The organism is Caldimonas thermodepolymerans (assembly GCF_015476235.1).
Classification (GTDB): domain Bacteria; phylum Pseudomonadota; class Gammaproteobacteria; order Burkholderiales; family Burkholderiaceae_C; genus Caldimonas; species Caldimonas thermodepolymerans.
Map to the genome: position 1 here is coordinate 3,317,228 of NZ_CP064338.1, position 15,384 is coordinate 3,332,611.

General features: G+C 70.3%; 17 protein-coding genes. 8 read left to right on the forward strand and 9 right to left on the reverse strand.

Going from position 1 to position 15,384, the window contains the following annotated elements:
• Positions 1-163 precede the first annotated feature (163 nt).
• Positions 164-1,138, forward strand: a complete 975-nt coding sequence (locus IS481_RS15615) for a tripartite tricarboxylate transporter substrate binding protein BugD (protein WP_104357020.1) — start codon at positions 164-166, stop codon at positions 1,136-1,138.
• Positions 1,139-1,228: 90 nt separating this feature from the next.
• Here IS481_RS15615 and dtd read toward each other — a convergent pair whose 3' ends face one another.
• The 3 genes from dtd to tyrS are packed head-to-tail and all read right to left on the reverse strand — an operon-like array spanning position 1,229 to position 3,774.
• Positions 1,229-1,666 carry a D-aminoacyl-tRNA deacylase gene (gene dtd / locus IS481_RS15620; protein ID WP_104357021.1) on the reverse strand — a complete coding sequence of 146 codons (438 nt, stop codon included), beginning with the start codon at positions 1,664-1,666 and terminating at the stop codon, positions 1,229-1,231.
• A gap of 22 nt (positions 1,667-1,688) precedes the next feature.
• Positions 1,689-2,573: a cation diffusion facilitator family transporter gene (locus tag IS481_RS15625; RefSeq protein ID WP_104357022.1), complete on the reverse strand. Its 885-nt coding sequence runs from the start codon at positions 2,571-2,573 to the stop codon at positions 1,689-1,691.
• A gap of 22 nt (positions 2,574-2,595) precedes the next feature.
• Positions 2,596-3,774, reverse strand: a complete 1,179-nt coding sequence (tyrS, locus tag IS481_RS15630) for a tyrosine--tRNA ligase (protein WP_419186860.1) — start codon at positions 3,772-3,774, stop codon at positions 2,596-2,598.
• Between the two features lie 288 nt (positions 3,775-4,062).
• Between tyrS and IS481_RS15635 the strand changes: the two genes are divergently transcribed.
• The 4 genes from IS481_RS15635 to IS481_RS15650 all read left to right on the forward strand — a co-directional run bounded on the left by IS481_RS15635 (position 4,063) and on the right by IS481_RS15650 (position 8,559).
• Positions 4,063-5,457 (forward strand): M23 family metallopeptidase, encoded by a 1,395-nt coding sequence (locus tag IS481_RS15635; protein WP_104357024.1) that lies wholly within the window; start codon positions 4,063-4,065, stop codon positions 5,455-5,457.
• Positions 5,458-5,615: 158 nt separating this feature from the next.
• The gene (locus IS481_RS15640) at positions 5,616-6,194 is read left to right on the forward strand and encodes a periplasmic heavy metal sensor (RefSeq protein WP_104357025.1); all 579 of its coding nucleotides are present in this window, start codon (positions 5,616-5,618) and stop codon (positions 6,192-6,194) included.
• Positions 6,195-6,228: 34 nt separating this feature from the next.
• On the forward strand, positions 6,229-7,413 hold the full coding sequence (locus IS481_RS15645) for a putative sulfate/molybdate transporter (RefSeq protein WP_232529327.1): 1,185 nt from the start codon (positions 6,229-6,231) through the stop codon (positions 7,411-7,413).
• Between the two features lie 27 nt (positions 7,414-7,440).
• Positions 7,441-8,559: an anhydro-N-acetylmuramic acid kinase gene (locus IS481_RS15650; protein ID WP_104357026.1), complete on the forward strand. Its 1,119-nt coding sequence runs from the start codon at positions 7,441-7,443 to the stop codon at positions 8,557-8,559.
• Positions 8,560-8,627: 68 nt separating this feature from the next.
• Here IS481_RS15650 and erpA read toward each other — a convergent pair whose 3' ends face one another.
• From erpA to rplM, 6 genes are all read right to left on the reverse strand, one after another.
• Positions 8,628-8,996 (reverse strand): iron-sulfur cluster insertion protein ErpA, encoded by a 369-nt coding sequence (gene erpA / locus IS481_RS15655; RefSeq protein ID WP_104357027.1) that lies wholly within the window; start codon positions 8,994-8,996, stop codon positions 8,628-8,630.
• A 31-nt stretch (positions 8,997-9,027) separates the two neighbouring features.
• Positions 9,028-9,429 carry a bactofilin family protein gene (locus IS481_RS15660; protein ID WP_104357028.1) on the reverse strand — a complete coding sequence of 134 codons (402 nt, stop codon included), beginning with the start codon at positions 9,427-9,429 and terminating at the stop codon, positions 9,028-9,030.
• A 75-nt stretch (positions 9,430-9,504) separates the two neighbouring features.
• Entirely contained in the window at positions 9,505-10,221 is a 717-nt protein-coding gene (locus tag IS481_RS15665) for a DUF6776 family protein (protein ID WP_104357029.1), read from the reverse strand.
• Between the two features lie 16 nt (positions 10,222-10,237).
• Complete coding sequence (gene argC / locus IS481_RS15670; protein WP_104357030.1) at positions 10,238-11,281, reverse strand: N-acetyl-gamma-glutamyl-phosphate reductase; 1,044 nt, start codon at positions 11,279-11,281, stop codon at positions 10,238-10,240.
• 135 nt (positions 11,282-11,416) lie between these two features.
• Complete coding sequence (gene rpsI, locus IS481_RS15675) at positions 11,417-11,809, reverse strand: 30S ribosomal protein S9 (protein WP_104357031.1); 393 nt, start codon at positions 11,807-11,809, stop codon at positions 11,417-11,419.
• Positions 11,810-11,818: 9 nt separating this feature from the next.
• Positions 11,819-12,247, reverse strand: coding sequence for a 50S ribosomal protein L13 (gene rplM, locus IS481_RS15680; protein WP_104357032.1), 429 nt, complete (start codon positions 12,245-12,247; stop codon positions 11,819-11,821).
• Positions 12,248-12,586: 339 nt separating this feature from the next.
• On the opposite strand from rplM, the gene IS481_RS15685 reads away from it, so the two are divergent.
• From IS481_RS15685 to IS481_RS15695, 3 genes are all read left to right on the forward strand, one after another.
• Entirely contained in the window at positions 12,587-13,315 is a 729-nt protein-coding gene (locus IS481_RS15685) for a GNAT family N-acetyltransferase (RefSeq protein ID WP_104357033.1), read from the forward strand.
• 147 nt (positions 13,316-13,462) lie between these two features.
• The gene (locus IS481_RS15690) at positions 13,463-14,227 is read left to right on the forward strand and encodes a DUF2726 domain-containing protein (protein ID WP_104357034.1); all 765 of its coding nucleotides are present in this window, start codon (positions 13,463-13,465) and stop codon (positions 14,225-14,227) included.
• A 22-nt stretch (positions 14,228-14,249) separates the two neighbouring features.
• Positions 14,250-15,278, forward strand: a complete 1,029-nt coding sequence (locus tag IS481_RS15695) for a serine/threonine protein kinase (RefSeq protein ID WP_104357035.1) — start codon at positions 14,250-14,252, stop codon at positions 15,276-15,278.
• The last annotated feature ends 106 nt before the right edge of the window (positions 15,279-15,384 follow it).

Genomic DNA, 15,384 nt, shown 5'->3' on the forward strand with positions numbered 1-15,384 from the left:
GGCCGGCATCCCGACCCTGCGCCGGGATATCGAGGGTTCGATATAAGCACAACGGGTTGAGGCACCTCAACCCTGGTTTCAGCTTACGTAGTTCCCACCGTGCGCAAGCCGCGCATCGGCCTAGCATGGTGCACGTTACATCCTCTGCAAAGGAGACACCGTGATGAAACGCCTGCTGATGGCTGCCGTCGCTGCCACCCTGACCGCAACGGGCGCCTTCGCCCAGGACTACCCGACCAAGCCGATCACGTTCGTGGTGCCGTTCGCTGCCGGCGGGCCGACCGACAAGGTGGCCCGTGACCTGGCCGAGGCCATGCGCAAGCCGCTGGGCGGACAGATCATCATCGAGAACGTCGCCGGCGCCGGCGGCACGCTCGGCCAGACCAAGGTTGCCAAGGCCTCGCCGGACGGCTACACGCTGCTGGTCGCCCACATCGCGATGGCCACCGCCCCTGCGCTGTACCGCAACCTCCAGTACAAGACCCTGGAGGACTTCGAGTACCTCGGCATGATCAACGAGGTGCCGATGACGCTGATCTCGCGCCCGACGCTGCCGGCCAACAACTACGCCGAGCTGTCCAAGTGGATCAACGACAACAAGGGCAAGATCAACCTGGCCAACGCGGGCCTGGGTTCGGCCTCGCACCTGTGCGGCCTGCTGTTCCAGTCGAGCATCAAGGTCGAGATGGTGACCGTGCCGTACAAGGGCACCGGCCCGGCGATGACCGACCTGATCGGCGGCCAGGTCGACCTGATGTGCGACCAGACCACCAACACCACGCCGCAGATCGAGGGCGGCAAGGTCAAGGCCTTCGCGGTCACCAGCCCGAAGCGCCTGAGCACGCCCGCGCTGAAGGACCTGCCCACGCTGGATGAAGCCGGCCTCAAGGGCTTCCAGGTCGCGATCTGGCACGCGCTGTACGCGCCCAAGGGCACGCCCAAGCCCATCCTCGAGAAGCTCAACGCCGCGCTCAAGGCGGCGCTGAAGGATCCCGAGTTCGTCAAGCGCGAGGAAGCGCTGGGCGCGGTGATCGTCAGCGACGACCGCGTGAACCCCGAGGGGCACAAGAAGTTCGTCGAGTCCGAGATCAACAAGTGGGGCCCGATCATCCGGGCGGCCGGCACCTACGCCGACTGAATCCCCCGCCTGACCGCCGTGGCCTTCGGGCCATGCCAGGCCGCCGCCACCGGCACGGGTGCGGCGGCTTTTTTCATGGCCCGTGCAGGTTCAGAAGCGTATCGGGATGGTCACCGGCCCGTCGTTGACCAGGTGCACCTGCATGTCCGCACCGAAGATGCCGGTGGCCACCTCGGGGTGCTGGCTGCGCGCCAGCTCGACCACCTTCTCGTAGAGCCGGCGCCCCTCGCCGGGCGGCGCGGCGCGCGAGAAGCTCGGCCGGTTGCCGCCCGAGACGTCGGCGGCCAGCGTGAACTGCGACACGATCAGCAGCCCGCCAGCCACGTCCTGCAGGCTGCGGTTCATCCGGCCCGCCTCGTCGCCGAAGATGCGCAGCTTCAGCAGCTTGGCGACCAGTCTTTCGGCCTGCGCGTCGCTGTCGCCGGCCTCGGCGCACACCAGCAGCAACAGCCCGCGGCCGGTGCGGCCCACCACCTGGCCGCCCACCTCCACGCGCGCCTCGGCGACGCGCTGCACCAGACCGATCAAGAGCGCTCCTCCTGCCTTGCGTTCATTGCGCCACCTGCGGCGCGACCGGCTCGACGTGCACCGGCAGCAGCTCGATGGCCACGCGCAGCCCGCTGACCGCGGCGACCAGCGCCCGCTCGACCTCCGCGCGCCGCTGCGCCGCCTGCGCCAGCGTCCAGCTGCCCGGCACGTGCATGTGCAGCGCGCAGTACTTGGCGCCCGCCGCGCTGCGGGTGCGCACGGCATCGAAGTGCACCCGCGCGTCCGAATGCGACTGCAGCACCTGCTCGATCGCGGCCAGGTCGTCCGCCTCCAGGGCCCGGTCCATCAGTCCGTCCACCGAGCGGCGCAGCAGGCTCCAGGCCTCGCGCATGATGTTCAGCGCCACCGCGATCGCCAGCACAGGATCCAGCCACAGCCAGCCGGTGGGCCCCACCAGCAGCACGCCGGCGGCCACGCCGATCGAGGTCCAGACGTCGGTCATCAGGTGCCGGCCGTCGGCCTCCAGCGCGATCGAACCGTGCCGGCGCGCCGCGCGCAGCAGCAGCCAGGCGACGCCACCGTTGATCAGCGAGCTCAGCATCGACAGCGCCACGCCCAGGCCCAGCGTCTGCAGCGGCTGCTGCGCCAGCAGCCGCTCGATGGCGGCCCAGATGATGGCGCCGGCCGCGCCCAGGATCAGCAGGCCCTCGAAGCCGCTGGAGAAATACTCCGCCTTCTCGTGCCCGAAGGGGTGGCTCGCGTCCGCCGGCGACCTCGCGATCGTCACCATCGCCAGCGCGAACACCGCGGCGGCCAGGTTGACGAACGACTCCATCGCGTCGGACAGCAGGCCCACCGAGCCGGTGAGCCGCCATGCGAGCGTCTTCAGCAAGATGGTCGCCACCGCGGCGGCGACCGACAGCTTCAGGTACCCGGTGACCGGCACGCCCTGCGCCCCTCGCCGCGGCTCAGGCCAGCGTCACCCGTGCGAACTTGCGCTTGCCGACCTGCACCACGTAGGTGCCCACGCCCAGCTTGAGCGCCTTGTCGCTCACGGTGGCCCCGTCGACGCGCACGCCGCCGCCGTCGATCAGGCGCATTGCCTCGCTGGTCGACGGGGCCAGGCCTGCCTGCTTGAGCACCGCGCCGATGCCCAGCGGCGCGCCGGAGAGCGACACCTCGGGGATCTCGTCCGGGATGCCCCCGCGCGCGCGGTTGTTGAAGTCGGCCAGCGCCTCCTCGGCGGCCTTGGCCGAATGGAAGCGGGTCACGATCTCCTGGGCCAGCATCACCTTGGCATCACGCGGGTTGCGGCCCGCCTCGCACTCGGCCTTGAGCCGGCGGATCTCGTCCATCGAGCGGAAGCTCAGCAGCTCGTAGTAGCGCCACATCAGCGTGTCCGAGATGCTCATCAGCTTGCCGAACATCTCGTTGGCCGGCTCGGTGATGCCCACGTAGTTGCCCTTGGACTTGGACATCTTCTCGACGCCATCCAGGCCTTCGAGCAGCGGCATGGTCAGGATGCACTGCGGCTCCTGGCCGTATTCCTGCTGCAGGTGGCGCCCCATCAGCAGGTTGAACTTCTGGTCCGTGCCGCCCAGCTCCAGGTCCGCCTTCAGCGCCACCGAGTCGTAGCCCTGCATCAGCGGGTAGAGGAACTCGTGGATGGAGATCGGCGTGCCAGCCTTGAAGCGTTTCGTGAAATCGTCCCGCTCCATCATGCGCGCGACCGTGTACTTGGCCGCCAGCTGGATCATGCCGCGGGCGCCCAGCGCGTCGCTCCATTCCGAGTTGTAGCGGATCTCGGTCTTCTGCGGGTCCAGCACCAGGCTGGCCTGCTTGTAGTAGGTCTCGGCGTTGGCCTTGATCTGCTCGGCCGTCAGCGGCGGGCGCGTCGTGTTGCGTCCGGAGGGGTCGCCGATCATCGAGGTGAAGTCCCCGATGAGGAAGATCACGGTATGCCCCAGGTCCTGCAGCTGGCGCATCTTGTTGAGCACCACCGTGTGGCCCAGGTGGATGTCCGGGGCGGTGGGGTCCAGGCCCAGCTTGATGCGCAGTGGCACGCCTGTTGCTTCAGACCGCGCCAGCTTGCGCAGCCATTCGGCTTCCGGCAGCAGTTCGTCACAACCGCGCAAAGAAATTGCCATCGCCTCCCGAACTTTGTCAGTGATCGGGTACTCGGTGGTCGGGGCGGACGCAGCCGCCGCCGCGCTGGAAGACGGAGCAGAAGTGAAGGACATACGGGTTATGGAAGTTGGGGAGGCAGGGGTGCGATTGCTATACTGCACGGCACTTTTGCCCTCCCGCACGGGACGCCTTCGGCATTCTAGTGGACGGCCACCGGCCGACAGCACGCCGCGGGCTTGGGTTCAAACTCGGGCGCAGTGCTCCGGGCCGTCCGTCCGGCCGCTCGCTCCTAACCGGCACACACCCAATTGAAAGAAGCGCTCGCAATCCTCGAACGCGGCTTGGGCCGTGCGGCGCTCTGGACGCGCCATCATCACAGGGGCATCGCTGCCGGCGTCGTCACTGTCCTGCTGGGCACCGGGATCACCGCTTTCGGCGTCGCGCCGCTGGCACCTGACGCTGCCGACCTGCCGCGCCGCCTGGTGCTCGAAGACGTCACGCCCCTGCCACTGGACGAACAGGTCGATGCGCTGGGCGGGATCCTGCTCGAACTGACCCGCAACGACCTCACCCGCACCAGCGACACGGCCGACTCGCTGCTCAGCCGGCTCAACGTGGTCGATGCCGAGGCCGCGGCCTTCCTGAGGCGCGACCCGGTCGCGCGCAAGCTGCTCGAAGGCCGCCCCGGCAAGATGGTGCAGGTGGTCACCGGTGAACGCGGCGAGCTCAAGCGCCTCGTCGCGCGCTACCCGGCCGAAAAGAGCGAGCAGTATTCCACGCATTTCACGCGCCTGACGGTCACGCGCGATGCGCTGGGGCTGCATGCCAAGACTGAGCAGGCTCCGCTGACCCCGCAGGTGCGCCTGGGCGGTGGCACCATCCGTTCCTCGCTGTTCGCCGCCACCGACGAAGCCGGCCTGCCGGACGTGATCGCGATCCAGATGGCCGAGATCTTCGCCAACGAGATCGACTTCCGCCGCGACCTGCGCCGCGGCGACCACTTCACGGTGCTGTACGAGTCGCTGGAAGCCGATGGCGAGCCGATCGCGTGGAACCAGGCCGCCGGGCGCGTGCTCGCGGCACAGTTCACGAACAACGGCCGCACCTACGAGGCGATGTGGTTCCAGGAGCCCGGCGGCAAGGGCGCCTACTTCGACTTCAAGGGCCAGAGCATGCGGCGCGCCTTCCTCGCCTCGCCGATGGAGTTCTCGCGCGTGACCTCGGGCTTCGCGATGCGCATGCACCCGATCCACAAGACCTGGCGTCGCCACCTCGGCGTGGACTACGGCGCGCCCACCGGCACGCCGGTGCGCGTCGTGGCCGACGGCGTGGTCGAGTTCGCGGGCGTGCAGAACGGCTACGGCAACGTCATCTACGTGAAGCACCGCGGCGATCGCGTCACGGTCTACGCGCACCTGAGCCGCATGCACGTGCGCAAGGGCGAGCGGGTCAGCCAGGGCCAGCACATCGGCGCGGTCGGCGCCACCGGCTGGGCCACCGGCCCGCACCTGCATTTCGAGATCCGCGAGAACGGCAAGCATGTCGACCCGCTGCGCGTGGCGCGCTCGTCGGAGGCCTTCTCGATCCCTGCCTCGGCACGCCCGCAGTTCGAGGCCCTGGCGCAGTCGGTGCGCACCCAGCTCGCGGTGGCCGAAGCCCGCTATCGCCACGCGAGCGCCGGCAACCCGCCGGCCAACGAGTGAGGCCCCGGCCCGTCCGCCCGAAGCCCGCCGCCGTGCGGGCTTTTTTCTGGGCCGGATGCGCCGGGCGCAACCCCCTGCGGCCGACACGCTCATCGCTGCGCAGGTGCGGCCCGCACGTACACTCGCCGGCATCGCCTGCCTGCATCGATGCTGCTGCCATGACACCCGTTGTCCGCCGATGCCCGTTCCCCGGCGCCCTGCTGGGGGTCCTGCTGCTCGCGCTGGCCGCCCCGGCGGGCGCCCAGCATGCGCACGGCGCCCATGGCCACCACGGCACGCCGTCGCAGGCCGGCGCCCCGCCCAGCCCTTACGCCGGCCTGCAGGACCGCGCGATCAAGGCGCTGTCGGACGAGCAGATCGCCGACCTGCGCGCCGGCAAGGGCATGTCGCTCGCCCTGCCGGCCGAGCTCAACGGCTACCCCGGCCCGGCGCATGCCCTCGAGCTGGCCGAGCCGCTCGGGCTGAGCACCGAACAGAAGGCGCGCACGCAGGCGCTGTTCGAACGGATGCAAGCGGAAGCCCGGGCCGCGGGTGCCGCGCTGATCGAGGCCGAGGCGGCGCTCGAGCGCCTGTTCCGCGAGCGCACCGCCACCCCCGAGTCGCTGCAGGCTGCCGTGGCCCGCGCCGCCGCCGCACAGGGGGCGCTGCGCGAGACGCACCTGCGCTACCACCTGCAGATGATGGACGTGCTGTCGCCGCAGCAGGTGGCCGCCTACCACCGGCTGCGCGGTTATTGAGGCCCGCGCGGCCGATTCCCTGCCCTGCCGACGCATGACGCCCCGGACCTCGACGCCCGCCCCCCTGACCGCGCCGGCCCGGCCGGCCAACCGCTACGACCGCATGGAGTGGGCCGGCGCGTTCGGCGACCTGGGCACGCTGATCCCGTTCGTGGTCGCCTACCTCGGCGTGCTCGGGATGGACCCGACCGGGGTGCTGCTCGCCTTCGGCGCGTCGATGGTCGCCTGCGGGCTCCACTACCGCACCCCGATACCGGTCCAGCCGATGAAGGCGATCGGCGCGGTCGCCGCGCTGCAGGCCGCCCAGACGGCGGCGATCACGCCGGAGACGGTGCACGCCGCCGCCTTGGTCACCGGGCTCGTCTGGCTGGCGCTCGGCAGCTCCGGCGCCGTGACCCGGCTGGCGCGGCTCGTGCCGCCGCCGGTGGTCGGCGGCATCGTGCTGGGCCTGGGGCTGGGCTTCATGGCCGAGGGCGTCAGGCTCATGCACACCGGCTGGTGGATCGCGGCCATCGGTGCCGCCGGCACCCTGGCGCTGCTGCGCAGCCGCACGGTCCCGGCGATGTTCGTGCTGCTGGCCTTCGGCGTGCTGGTCGGCGCCTGGCAACGCCCGGAGCTGCTGACCACGCTGTCGGGCACGACCGTGGAACTGCGGCTGCCGGGCTTCGCGCTCGCGCAGCTGCAGTGGGACCACGTGCTGGCCGGGGCCGTGCTGCTGGCGCTGCCGCAGGTGCCGCTGACGCTGGGCAATGCGGTCATTGCGATCAGCGACGAGAACAACCGCCGCTTCCCGCACGCACCGGTCACCGAGCGGCGCATCGCGCTCTCCACGGGCCTGATGAACCTGTTCAGCGCCGCCGTCGGCGGCGTGCCGCAATGCCACGGCGCCGGCGGCATGGCCGGCCATGTCGCCTTCGGCGCGCGCACCGGCGGCGCGCTGGTCATCCTGGGCGGGCTGCTGCTGGTGCTGGCGATCGGCTTCGGCGGCTCGGTGCAGCACCTGCTGCAGCTGCTGCCCCCGGCGGTGCTGGGCGTGTTCCTGCTGTTTGCCGGCGTGCAGCTGGCCCGCGGCACCCTGCGTGCGCGGCCGAGGGGGCAGGCACTGCTCGTCGTGCTGGTCACGGCGGCCGCAGCGCTGTGGAACGTCGCGCTCGCGTTCGTGGCGGGCTGGGTGCTGTGGCGCATCACGCGCCGCCCCGAGGCCCCCGACCTGCCCTGAACGGCGCCGGCGCGGGACAATCGGGCGATGAACGAGATCTACATCGGCCTGATGTCCGGCACCTCGCTCGACGGCGTCGACGGCGTGCTGGTCGACTTCGGCCCGCAGGACGGCGGCCGGCCGCTGCAGGTGCTGGCGCATGCCGCACTGCCCTTCGAGGCGGGTTTCCGCGCCGAACTGCTGGCGCTCAACACCCCCGGCCCCGACGAGCTGCACCGCGCCGCGCTGGCGGGCAACCGGCTCGCGCGCGCCTACGCACAGGTGGTCGGCGAGCTGCTCGCATGCACCGGCATCGACCGCGCTCAGGTGCGGGCCATCGGTGCGCACGGCCAGACGGTGCGGCACCGCCCGCAGGAATTCGACGGCACCGGCTACACGATCCAGCTGCTGCAGCCGGCGCTGCTGGCCGAGCTGACCGGCATCCCGGTGGCGGCCGACTTCCGCAGCCGCGACGTCGCCGCCGGCGGTCACGGCGCGCCGCTCGCACCGGCCTTCCACCAGGCGCTGTTCGGCGCCGCCCGCGAGGTCGCGGTGCTCAACATCGGCGGCATCGCCAACCTGACGCTGCTGCGCCCCGGCCAGCCGACGCTCGGCTTCGACTGCGGCCCGGGCAACGTGCTGATGGACCTGTGGTGCGCCCGCCACCTCGGCCGGCCCTACGACGAGGACGGGCGCTGGGCCGCCGGCGGCCAGGCCGTGCCGTCCCTGCTGGATGCCCTGCTGCAGGAGCCCTGGCTGGCCCTGCCGCCGCCCAAGAGCACCGGGCGCGACCTGTTCAACGAGTCCTGGCTGGAGGCACGCCTGGGCGCCGCGCCGGACACGTCGCCCGCGGACGTCCAGGCCACGCTGTGCGAGTTCACCGCCTGCGCGGTGGTGCGGCACCTGCAGCGGCATGCGCCGGGGGTGGCCGAGCTGGTCGTCTGCGGCGGCGGCGCCCGCAACGGGCACCTGATGGCACGGCTGGCCGCGCGGCTGCCCGGCGTGCAGGTGGTCGACAGCGGCCGGCGCGGCCTGCCGCCGCTGCAGGTCGAGGCCGCCGCCTTCGCCTGGCTGGCGCGCCAGCGTGTCCTGGGCGCGCCCGGCAACCTGCCGGCGGTCACGGGCGCGGCCGGCGAACGCGTGCTGGGGGCCCTGCACGCAGCCTGAAGGCCGCGGAAAAACGCAAAAGCCGCCCGAAGGCGGCTTTTGGCGCGTCATTGCGACCAGGCGGTGCGTCAGACCGAGAAGCTCGAGCCGCAGCCGCAGGTGGTGGTCGCGTTCGGGTTGCGGATCACGAACTGGGCGCCTTCGAGGTCTTCCTTGTAGTCGATCTCGGCGCCGACCAGGTACTGCAGGCTCATCGCGTCGATCAGCAGCGTCACGCCGTTCTTCTGCATCTGCGTGTCGTCGTCGTTGACGATCTCGTCGAACGTGAAGCCGTACTGGAAGCCGGAGCAGCCGCCGCCCTGGACGAACACCCGCAGCTTCAGCTCCGGGTTGCCCTCTTCCTCGACGAGCTGGCGGACCTTCTCGGCCGCGCTGTCGGTGAAGATGATGGGCGCGGGCATTTCGGTGGCAGGGGTGGTTTCGGCGACAGCGGTCATGTAGTGGTACTCCGGATGTTCTGGGGGCGCATTATCCGTTGCTGGAGGCCAGCTTCAAGGGACCAGCTGCGGCCGGTTCGTCCGCCTTCAAGACCTGCACCTGGCCCTCGATGGTCGCGCCCTGGTGCATTTCCAGGGACTGGTAGCGCACATCGCCATGGATGCGGGCCTTGGGCTGCAGCTCCAGCAGCTCGTCCGACTCGACGGGCCCCTCGACGGTTCCGTTGATGATGACATGACGTGCCTTCACCTTGCCGGTGACCTTGGCTTTTTCGCTGATCACCAGCAGCGTCGGGGCGTCCTCGGCGCCGATCACGTCCCCCACCACCTCGCCGTCGATGCGCAGGGCATCGATGAAAGCCAGGCACCCCTCGATGCGCGTGCCCTCGCCGATCAACGTGCGGATGGGCGGCTGCTTCTTCTTGCCGAACATGATGTGCTCTCCAACGATGTGGCGCCCCGGTACGTCTGCCGGGGCGCCTGTCTTGCGTGGCGGGCGACGCAGCGCTCAGAGCTTGAGGGACTGCTGGGCCTTGAGGGCACCGCCCGTGTCGGTCACACGGACCTGGACCTGTTTTACCACGGCCTGTTCGGGGAAGTCGATGACGCCTTCCACACGCCGGTACTGTTTGACCTGTAAAGGTTGCGGGCCCTCGGGCATGGTCTGGGTCCAGCTGCGGCCATCCAGCGTGCCGCTCAGGGTCAGCTCGTAGCGGCCCTGGAACTCGGGCAGCGTGCGCCCGTTCTGCATCACGAGGATCTGGAAGCGCAGCTGGCCCGGCTCGGTCACCTCGGCATGCAGGGCACGCACCGCCAGCGGCTGTTGCCCGGTGGCCGGCAGCAGCCGCTCGAAGAAGCCCAGTTCCTCCTTGAGCGCCAGGTTCTCGGCCTCCAGCGCCCGGACCTGCTCAGCCAGGCGCTCCTGCGCGACCCGTTCGGCGCGCATCAGGCTTTCGGCGGTGTTGGCGATGGACTGCGCCTTGTCGCGCTGCTCGCGCAGCTCGGCCAGCTCGGCGCGCAGGCGCTGCACCTCCTCGGCGTTGCCGCTGCCACGCTGCAGCCCGGACAGCGTCTTGCCGAACTCGAAGGCCCACAGCGCCAGCGCGGCCGAGAAGCCCAGGGCCAGCGCCACCACCGCCCAGCGCAGCGGCCAGGGCAGGTAGCTGCGCACGATCATGCGCGGCGCGCTGACCGACAAGCGCCGCTTCAGGAGCTTCCAGCGCATGACGCGCCTCGCCCGCTTACGGCAGCACCGGGACGAAGTTCAGGCCGGCGGTCTCCTCCAGCCCGAACATCAGGTTCATGCACTGCACGGCCTGGCCGGACGCGCCCTTGGTCAGGTTGTCCTCGACCACCAGCACCATGGCGAGGTCGGCGGCCGGGCGGTGCACCGCGATGCGCACCACGTTGGAGGCGCGCACCGAGCGGGTCTCGGGCGCCGAGCCGGCCGGCATGACGTCGACGAAGGGCTCGCCGCGGTAGGCGTCCTCGTACAGCTTCTGCAGGTCGGTCTGCTGCCCCTGCGGCGTCAGGCGCGCATAGAGGGTGGAGTGGATGCCGCGGATCGCCGGGATCAGGTGCGGCACGAACACGCAGTGCACGCTGCCGTCGCCGCCGGCGATCGCGCGCAGCTGCTGGTTGATCTCCGGGCCGTGCCGGTGTCCCTTGACGCCGTAGGCCTTGAAGTTGTCCGAGGCCTCGGCCAGCAGCGTGTGCACCTCGGCCTTGCGGCCCGCGCCCGAGACGCCCGAAGCGCAGTTGGCGATCAGGTGGCCCGCATCGACCAAGCCCGGGGTACGCAGCAGCGGCGCGAAGCCCAGCTGCACGCTGGTCGGGTAGCAGCCCGGGTTGCCGATCACGCGCGCCTTGCGGATCGCCTCACGGTTGAGTTCAGGCAGGCCGTAGACCGCCTCGGCCAGGATGTCCGGGCAGGCGTGCGGCATGCCGTACCACTTCTCGAACTCGGCGGTGTCCTTGAGGCGGAAGTCCGCCGCCAGGTCGATGATCTTGACGCCTGCGGCCAGCAGCTCGCGCGCCTGGGCCATCGCCACGCCGTGGGGCGTCGCGAAGAACACCACGTCGCACTCGTGCAGCTTCGCCTCGTCCGGGGTGGTGAAGGCCAGGTCCACGCGACCGCGCAGCGAGGGGAACATGTCGGCCACCGGCAGGCCGGCTTCCTTGCGCGAGGTGATCGCGGTGATGCGCGCATGCGGGTGCTGGGACAGGATGCGCAGCAGCTCGACCCCGGTGTAGCCCGTGCCACCGACGATACCGACCTTGATCATGCAGACCTCCGAACGACGCGGGCGGCCGCCTCGTGGACGGCGCCTCTGGCAGTGATGCGAAAGAGAGGGATTGTAGAAGCACGAAGGCCGCCCGATGGGCGGCCTTCGTGAGCAGGATGTCCCGGAAAACGGGTATCAGCGCTTGCTGAACTGCTTGCGGCGGCGGGCACCGTGCAGGCCCACCTTCTTGCGCTCGACTTCACGGGCGTCGCGGGTGACGAAGCCCGCCTGGCTCAGCTGGGGCTTCAGCGCCGCGTCGTAGTCGATCAGCGCGCGGGTGATGCCGTGGCGCACCGCGCCGGCCTGGCCGGACTCGCCACCGCCATGCACGTTGACCTTGATGTCGAACGCCGCCTCGTTGCCGGTCAGCACCAGGGGCTGCTTCACCACCATGATCGAGGTCTGGCGGCCGAAGTACTGCTCCAGGGGCTTGCCGTTGACCACGATCTGGCCGGTGCCCTTCTTGATGAACACACGGGCCACGGAAGACTTGCGGCGGCCGGTGCCGTAATTCCAATTGCCGATCATCGCCGCTCCTTAGATTTCCAGCACCTTGGGCTGCTGCGCGGTGTGCGGGTGCGTCGCACCGGCGTACACCTTCAGCTTCTTGATCATCGCGTAGCCCAGGGGCCCCTTCGGGAGCATGCCCTTGACGGCCTTCTCCAGGGCACGGCCGGGATGCTTGGCCTGCATGTCCTTGAACTTGGTGCCGTAGATGCCGCCCGGATAGCCGGTGTGGCGGTAGTACACCTTTTGTTCGGCCTTGTTGCCGGTGACGCGCAGCTTGTCTGCGTTGACGACGACGATGTAATCACCGGTGTCGACGTGAGGCGTGTAGATGGCCTTGTGCTTGCCGCGCAGTCGGCGTGCCACTTCGCTGGCGACACGTCCGAGCACCTTGTCGGTGGCGTCAATCACAAACCACTCGTGCTTCACCTCGGCCGGTTTGGCGCTGAAGGTTTTCATGAGCTGTTCCACAAGTTGGTTTGCTCAACCCGATGTCCGCCGGCACGAGCCGGCGGCGCCGCGATGCGGTCGGTGCTGCTTCTCGCCGTCCTGAACGCGCAGGACCAAATGGCAGCCTCTTAGGCATCGACCTTGCCCCTCCCTACGCTGGCAACAGGCCCGCGGATGCGCCCCTGTTGTCACGGCAGGACAAAGCCTTCCCTGGGTTGAAGTCGGGAAAGCCTTGCAGTATACCCAAAGCACGCGCAAGCCCGCAAGGAATTGCGGGCTCGCCACAGCAACCGCTGCAATCCGGGCCTGGGTGGTGTATCCTAGGGTTTACCCTAATCGGAGTTGGAGATGGGCTTCCCTGGAGATGTGCTCGGCGGACCGGGTTACCGGCAGGACCGCCACGACCGCCCGGCCGCACCCGCGCGCTCGGCGGCGCGCCGCTTTGCCTGGGTGCCGATCCGCTCGCTGGCGCCGCGGCACCGCAGCCGCATTCTCGCGCATCTGCTGGCGCTGGACGACCACGACCGCTACCTGCGCTTCGGCCAGGTCACCTCGGACGACCGTATCCGCCAGTACGTCGAGTCGCTGGACTTCGACCGCGACGAGGTGTTCGGCATCTTCAACCGCCGCCTGCAGCTGATCGCGGTGGCCCACCTGGCCTACGAGCCGGCGCCGCAGCGCCCGGGCCAGCCGGCGATGGCCGAGTTCGGCGTCTCGGTGTCCAAGGAGGCGCGCGGCCGCGGCTTCGGCGCACGGCTGTTCGAGCGGGCCGTGATCCACGCCCGCAACCGCAAGATCGACACCCTGTACATCCACGCGCTGAGCGAGAACACCGCGATGCTGAAGATCGCCCGCAAGGCCGGCGCGATCGTCGAGCGCGACGGCAGCGAAGCGCAGGCCTACCTGCGGCTGCCGCCCGACACCCTGGGCACGCGGGTCGAGCAGCTGTTCGAACGCCAGGCCGCCGAGGTGGACTACCAGCTCAAGCGGCACGCCCAGCGCTTCGCCAAGCTGCTGGAAGGCATCGCCGAAGTCCGGGCCAACGTCGGCACGCACCGCATCAGCGGCCTGGAGTGAGCCGCGACGGGCCTTGCCGCCGCAAGTGAGCCCTTGCGCTCCCCCGTATAGGCGGTGCCGGCGCGCCGGCCGCGTCGATATCATGGACCGTTCCCCCTGCGGCACGCCGGCCGCGGCCTTCGACGTTCTTTCTCCGCTTCCGACGTCATGCAGACCCTGGTCCTGATCGCAGCCTTGGCGAGCGCCGCCGCGCTGGGCGCGGGAGTCGTGCTCTGGCTGACCAGCCGCAAGCGGGCCGTGCCGCTGCCGCGGGAATGGAACCTGATGCTGCGCCCGGTGTTCACGGCCGACGAGCGCCGCATGCACCGCCAGCTGCGCGAGGCGTTCCCGCAGTACATCGTGCTGGCCAAGCTGCCGCTGACGCGCTTCACCCAGCCCACCGAGCCGGCCCGCGTGGTCTACTGGCACAGCCTGATCAGCGCCCTGCATGTCACCTTCGCGCTGTGCACGCCGAACGGCCGGGTGCTGACGGCCATCGACATCGAGGGCCGCCACCTGCCCTCGCGCCGCGCCACCGCGATCAAGACCGGGGTGCTGCAGGCCTGCCGGGTCCAGTACCTGCGCTTCTATGCCGACCAGCTGCCGTCGCTGGCCGAGGTGCAGCTCGCCGTGGAAGGCCATGCGCGCGCGGTGGCGGCTGCCGCCCCGCCGCCGCAGGAGGCGCCGACCCGGCTGGCCCAGGCCAGCCAGACGCTGTCGACCACCGTGCAGCGTCGCCGCGAGCAGCGCGCCGGCTGGCAGGAGTCCGCCTATCCCGATTCCTTCTTCGCCCCCGACAGCCGCCTCGACGGGCTGATCGAAAGCGGTTTCGCTCCGCTGAACACCCAGGCGCCGGCGCCCGCCCCGCGCGATGCGGACATCGCCGCGGTCGTGGTCGACACGCCCTCTGCCGACGCCCGCCGCCCCGCCTGAGCACTGCGGCTAGGATGGGCGCATGTCCGACCCTGCCCCCCTCCTCCCGCCCGGCGACGCCGACGCCGCGCACCCCTACGCCCGCCTGACGCCCGACCTGGTGCTGGACGCGCTCGACCGCGCCGGACTGCCGGGTGACGGCCGGCTGCTGCAGCTGAACTCCTACGAGAACCGGGTGTTCCAGGCCTTCCTCGACAGCGGCGAGGCGGTCGTCATCAAGTTCTACCGCCCCGACCGCTGGAGCGACGCGCAGATCCTCGAGGAGCACGCCTTCGCGCTGGAGCTGGCCGCCGAGGAGATCCCGGTGGTCGCGCCACTGGCCCTGCCCGCGCTGCCTGCCGGCAGCACGCTGGCCGAACACGCCGGCTTCCGCTTCGCGGTCTACCCGCGCCGCGGGGGACGCGCCCCCGAGCTGGAGGATCCGGAAACGCTCGAATGGCTGGGCCGGTTCCTCGGACGCCTCCATGCCGTCGGGCGCCGCAAGCCCTTCGTGCACCGCCCGCCGCTGGACCTGCAGACCTTCGGCATCGCCTCGCGCGACTGGCTGGCCGCGCACGACTGCGTGCCGCCCGATGTGCGCCCGGCCTGGGACGACGCGCTCGCCCGCGCGCTGGACCTGGTCGCGCAGCGTTTCGACGCGGTGCCGGACCTCGTCACGCTGCGCCTGCACGGCGACTGCCACCTCGGCAACATCCTGTGGACGCCGGCCGGCCCGCACTTCGTGGACCTGGACGACGCCCGCATGGGCCCGGCCATCCAGGACCTGTGGATGCTGTTGTCCGGCGACCACGCCGCAATGCAACGACAACTCGCAGATGTGTTGGCAGGTTACGAACAATTTGCGTCTTTGGACCGCCGCGAGTTACAGCTGATCGAGCCGCTGCGCACGCTGCGCATCGTCCACCACTGCGCCTGGATCGCGCGCCGCTGGTCCGATCCGGCGTTTCCCCCCGCGTTTCCTTGGTTCGGCAGCTCGTCGTACTGGTCCGAGCAGGTCGTGCGGCTGCGCGAGCAGGTCGAGGCGATGCAGGACACCTCGTCCGAGCCGTAACAGTCACAGCCAATACCGTGCCCGCCTGAGACGAAAGTGCACCCTCACTTGAGGGCCTGAAGCTTGTCGCAAGGGGACTACCCTGAATGGGCCCCATGCGATATCG

What these genes read in the sequence shown, in the direction of transcription:
- tyrS (WP_419186860.1), bottom strand. Translation starts at nt 3,774, where the DNA reads ATGGCAATTTCTTTGCGCGGTTGTGACGAACTGCTGCCGGAAGCCGAA.
- rplM (WP_104357032.1), bottom strand. Translation starts at nt 12,247, where the DNA reads ATGAAAACCTTCAGCGCCAAACCGGCCGAGGTGAAGCACGAGTGGTTT.
- IS481_RS15640 (WP_104357025.1), top strand. Translation starts at nt 5,616, where the DNA reads ATGACACCCGTTGTCCGCCGATGCCCGTTCCCCGGCGCCCTGCTGGGG.
- IS481_RS15665 (WP_104357029.1), bottom strand. Translation starts at nt 10,221, where the DNA reads ATGCGCTGGAAGCTCCTGAAGCGGCGCTTGTCGGTCAGCGCGCCGCGC.
- IS481_RS15690 (WP_104357034.1), top strand. Translation starts at nt 13,463, where the DNA reads ATGCAGACCCTGGTCCTGATCGCAGCCTTGGCGAGCGCCGCCGCGCTG.
- argC (WP_104357030.1), bottom strand. Translation starts at nt 11,281, where the DNA reads ATGATCAAGGTCGGTATCGTCGGTGGCACGGGCTACACCGGGGTCGAG.
- IS481_RS15645 (WP_232529327.1), top strand. Translation starts at nt 6,229, where the DNA reads ATGACGCCCCGGACCTCGACGCCCGCCCCCCTGACCGCGCCGGCCCGG.
- IS481_RS15695 (WP_104357035.1), top strand. Translation starts at nt 14,250, where the DNA reads ATGTCCGACCCTGCCCCCCTCCTCCCGCCCGGCGACGCCGACGCCGCG.
- IS481_RS15685 (WP_104357033.1), top strand. Translation starts at nt 12,587, where the DNA reads ATGGGCTTCCCTGGAGATGTGCTCGGCGGACCGGGTTACCGGCAGGAC.
- erpA (WP_104357027.1), bottom strand. Translation starts at nt 8,996, where the DNA reads ATGACCGCTGTCGCCGAAACCACCCCTGCCACCGAAATGCCCGCGCCC.
- rpsI (WP_104357031.1), bottom strand. Translation starts at nt 11,809, where the DNA reads ATGATCGGCAATTGGAATTACGGCACCGGCCGCCGCAAGTCTTCCGTG.
- IS481_RS15650 (WP_104357026.1), top strand. Translation starts at nt 7,441, where the DNA reads ATGAACGAGATCTACATCGGCCTGATGTCCGGCACCTCGCTCGACGGC.
- IS481_RS15660 (WP_104357028.1), bottom strand. Translation starts at nt 9,429, where the DNA reads ATGTTCGGCAAGAAGAAGCAGCCGCCCATCCGCACGTTGATCGGCGAG.
- IS481_RS15615 (WP_104357020.1), top strand. Translation starts at nt 164, where the DNA reads ATGAAACGCCTGCTGATGGCTGCCGTCGCTGCCACCCTGACCGCAACG.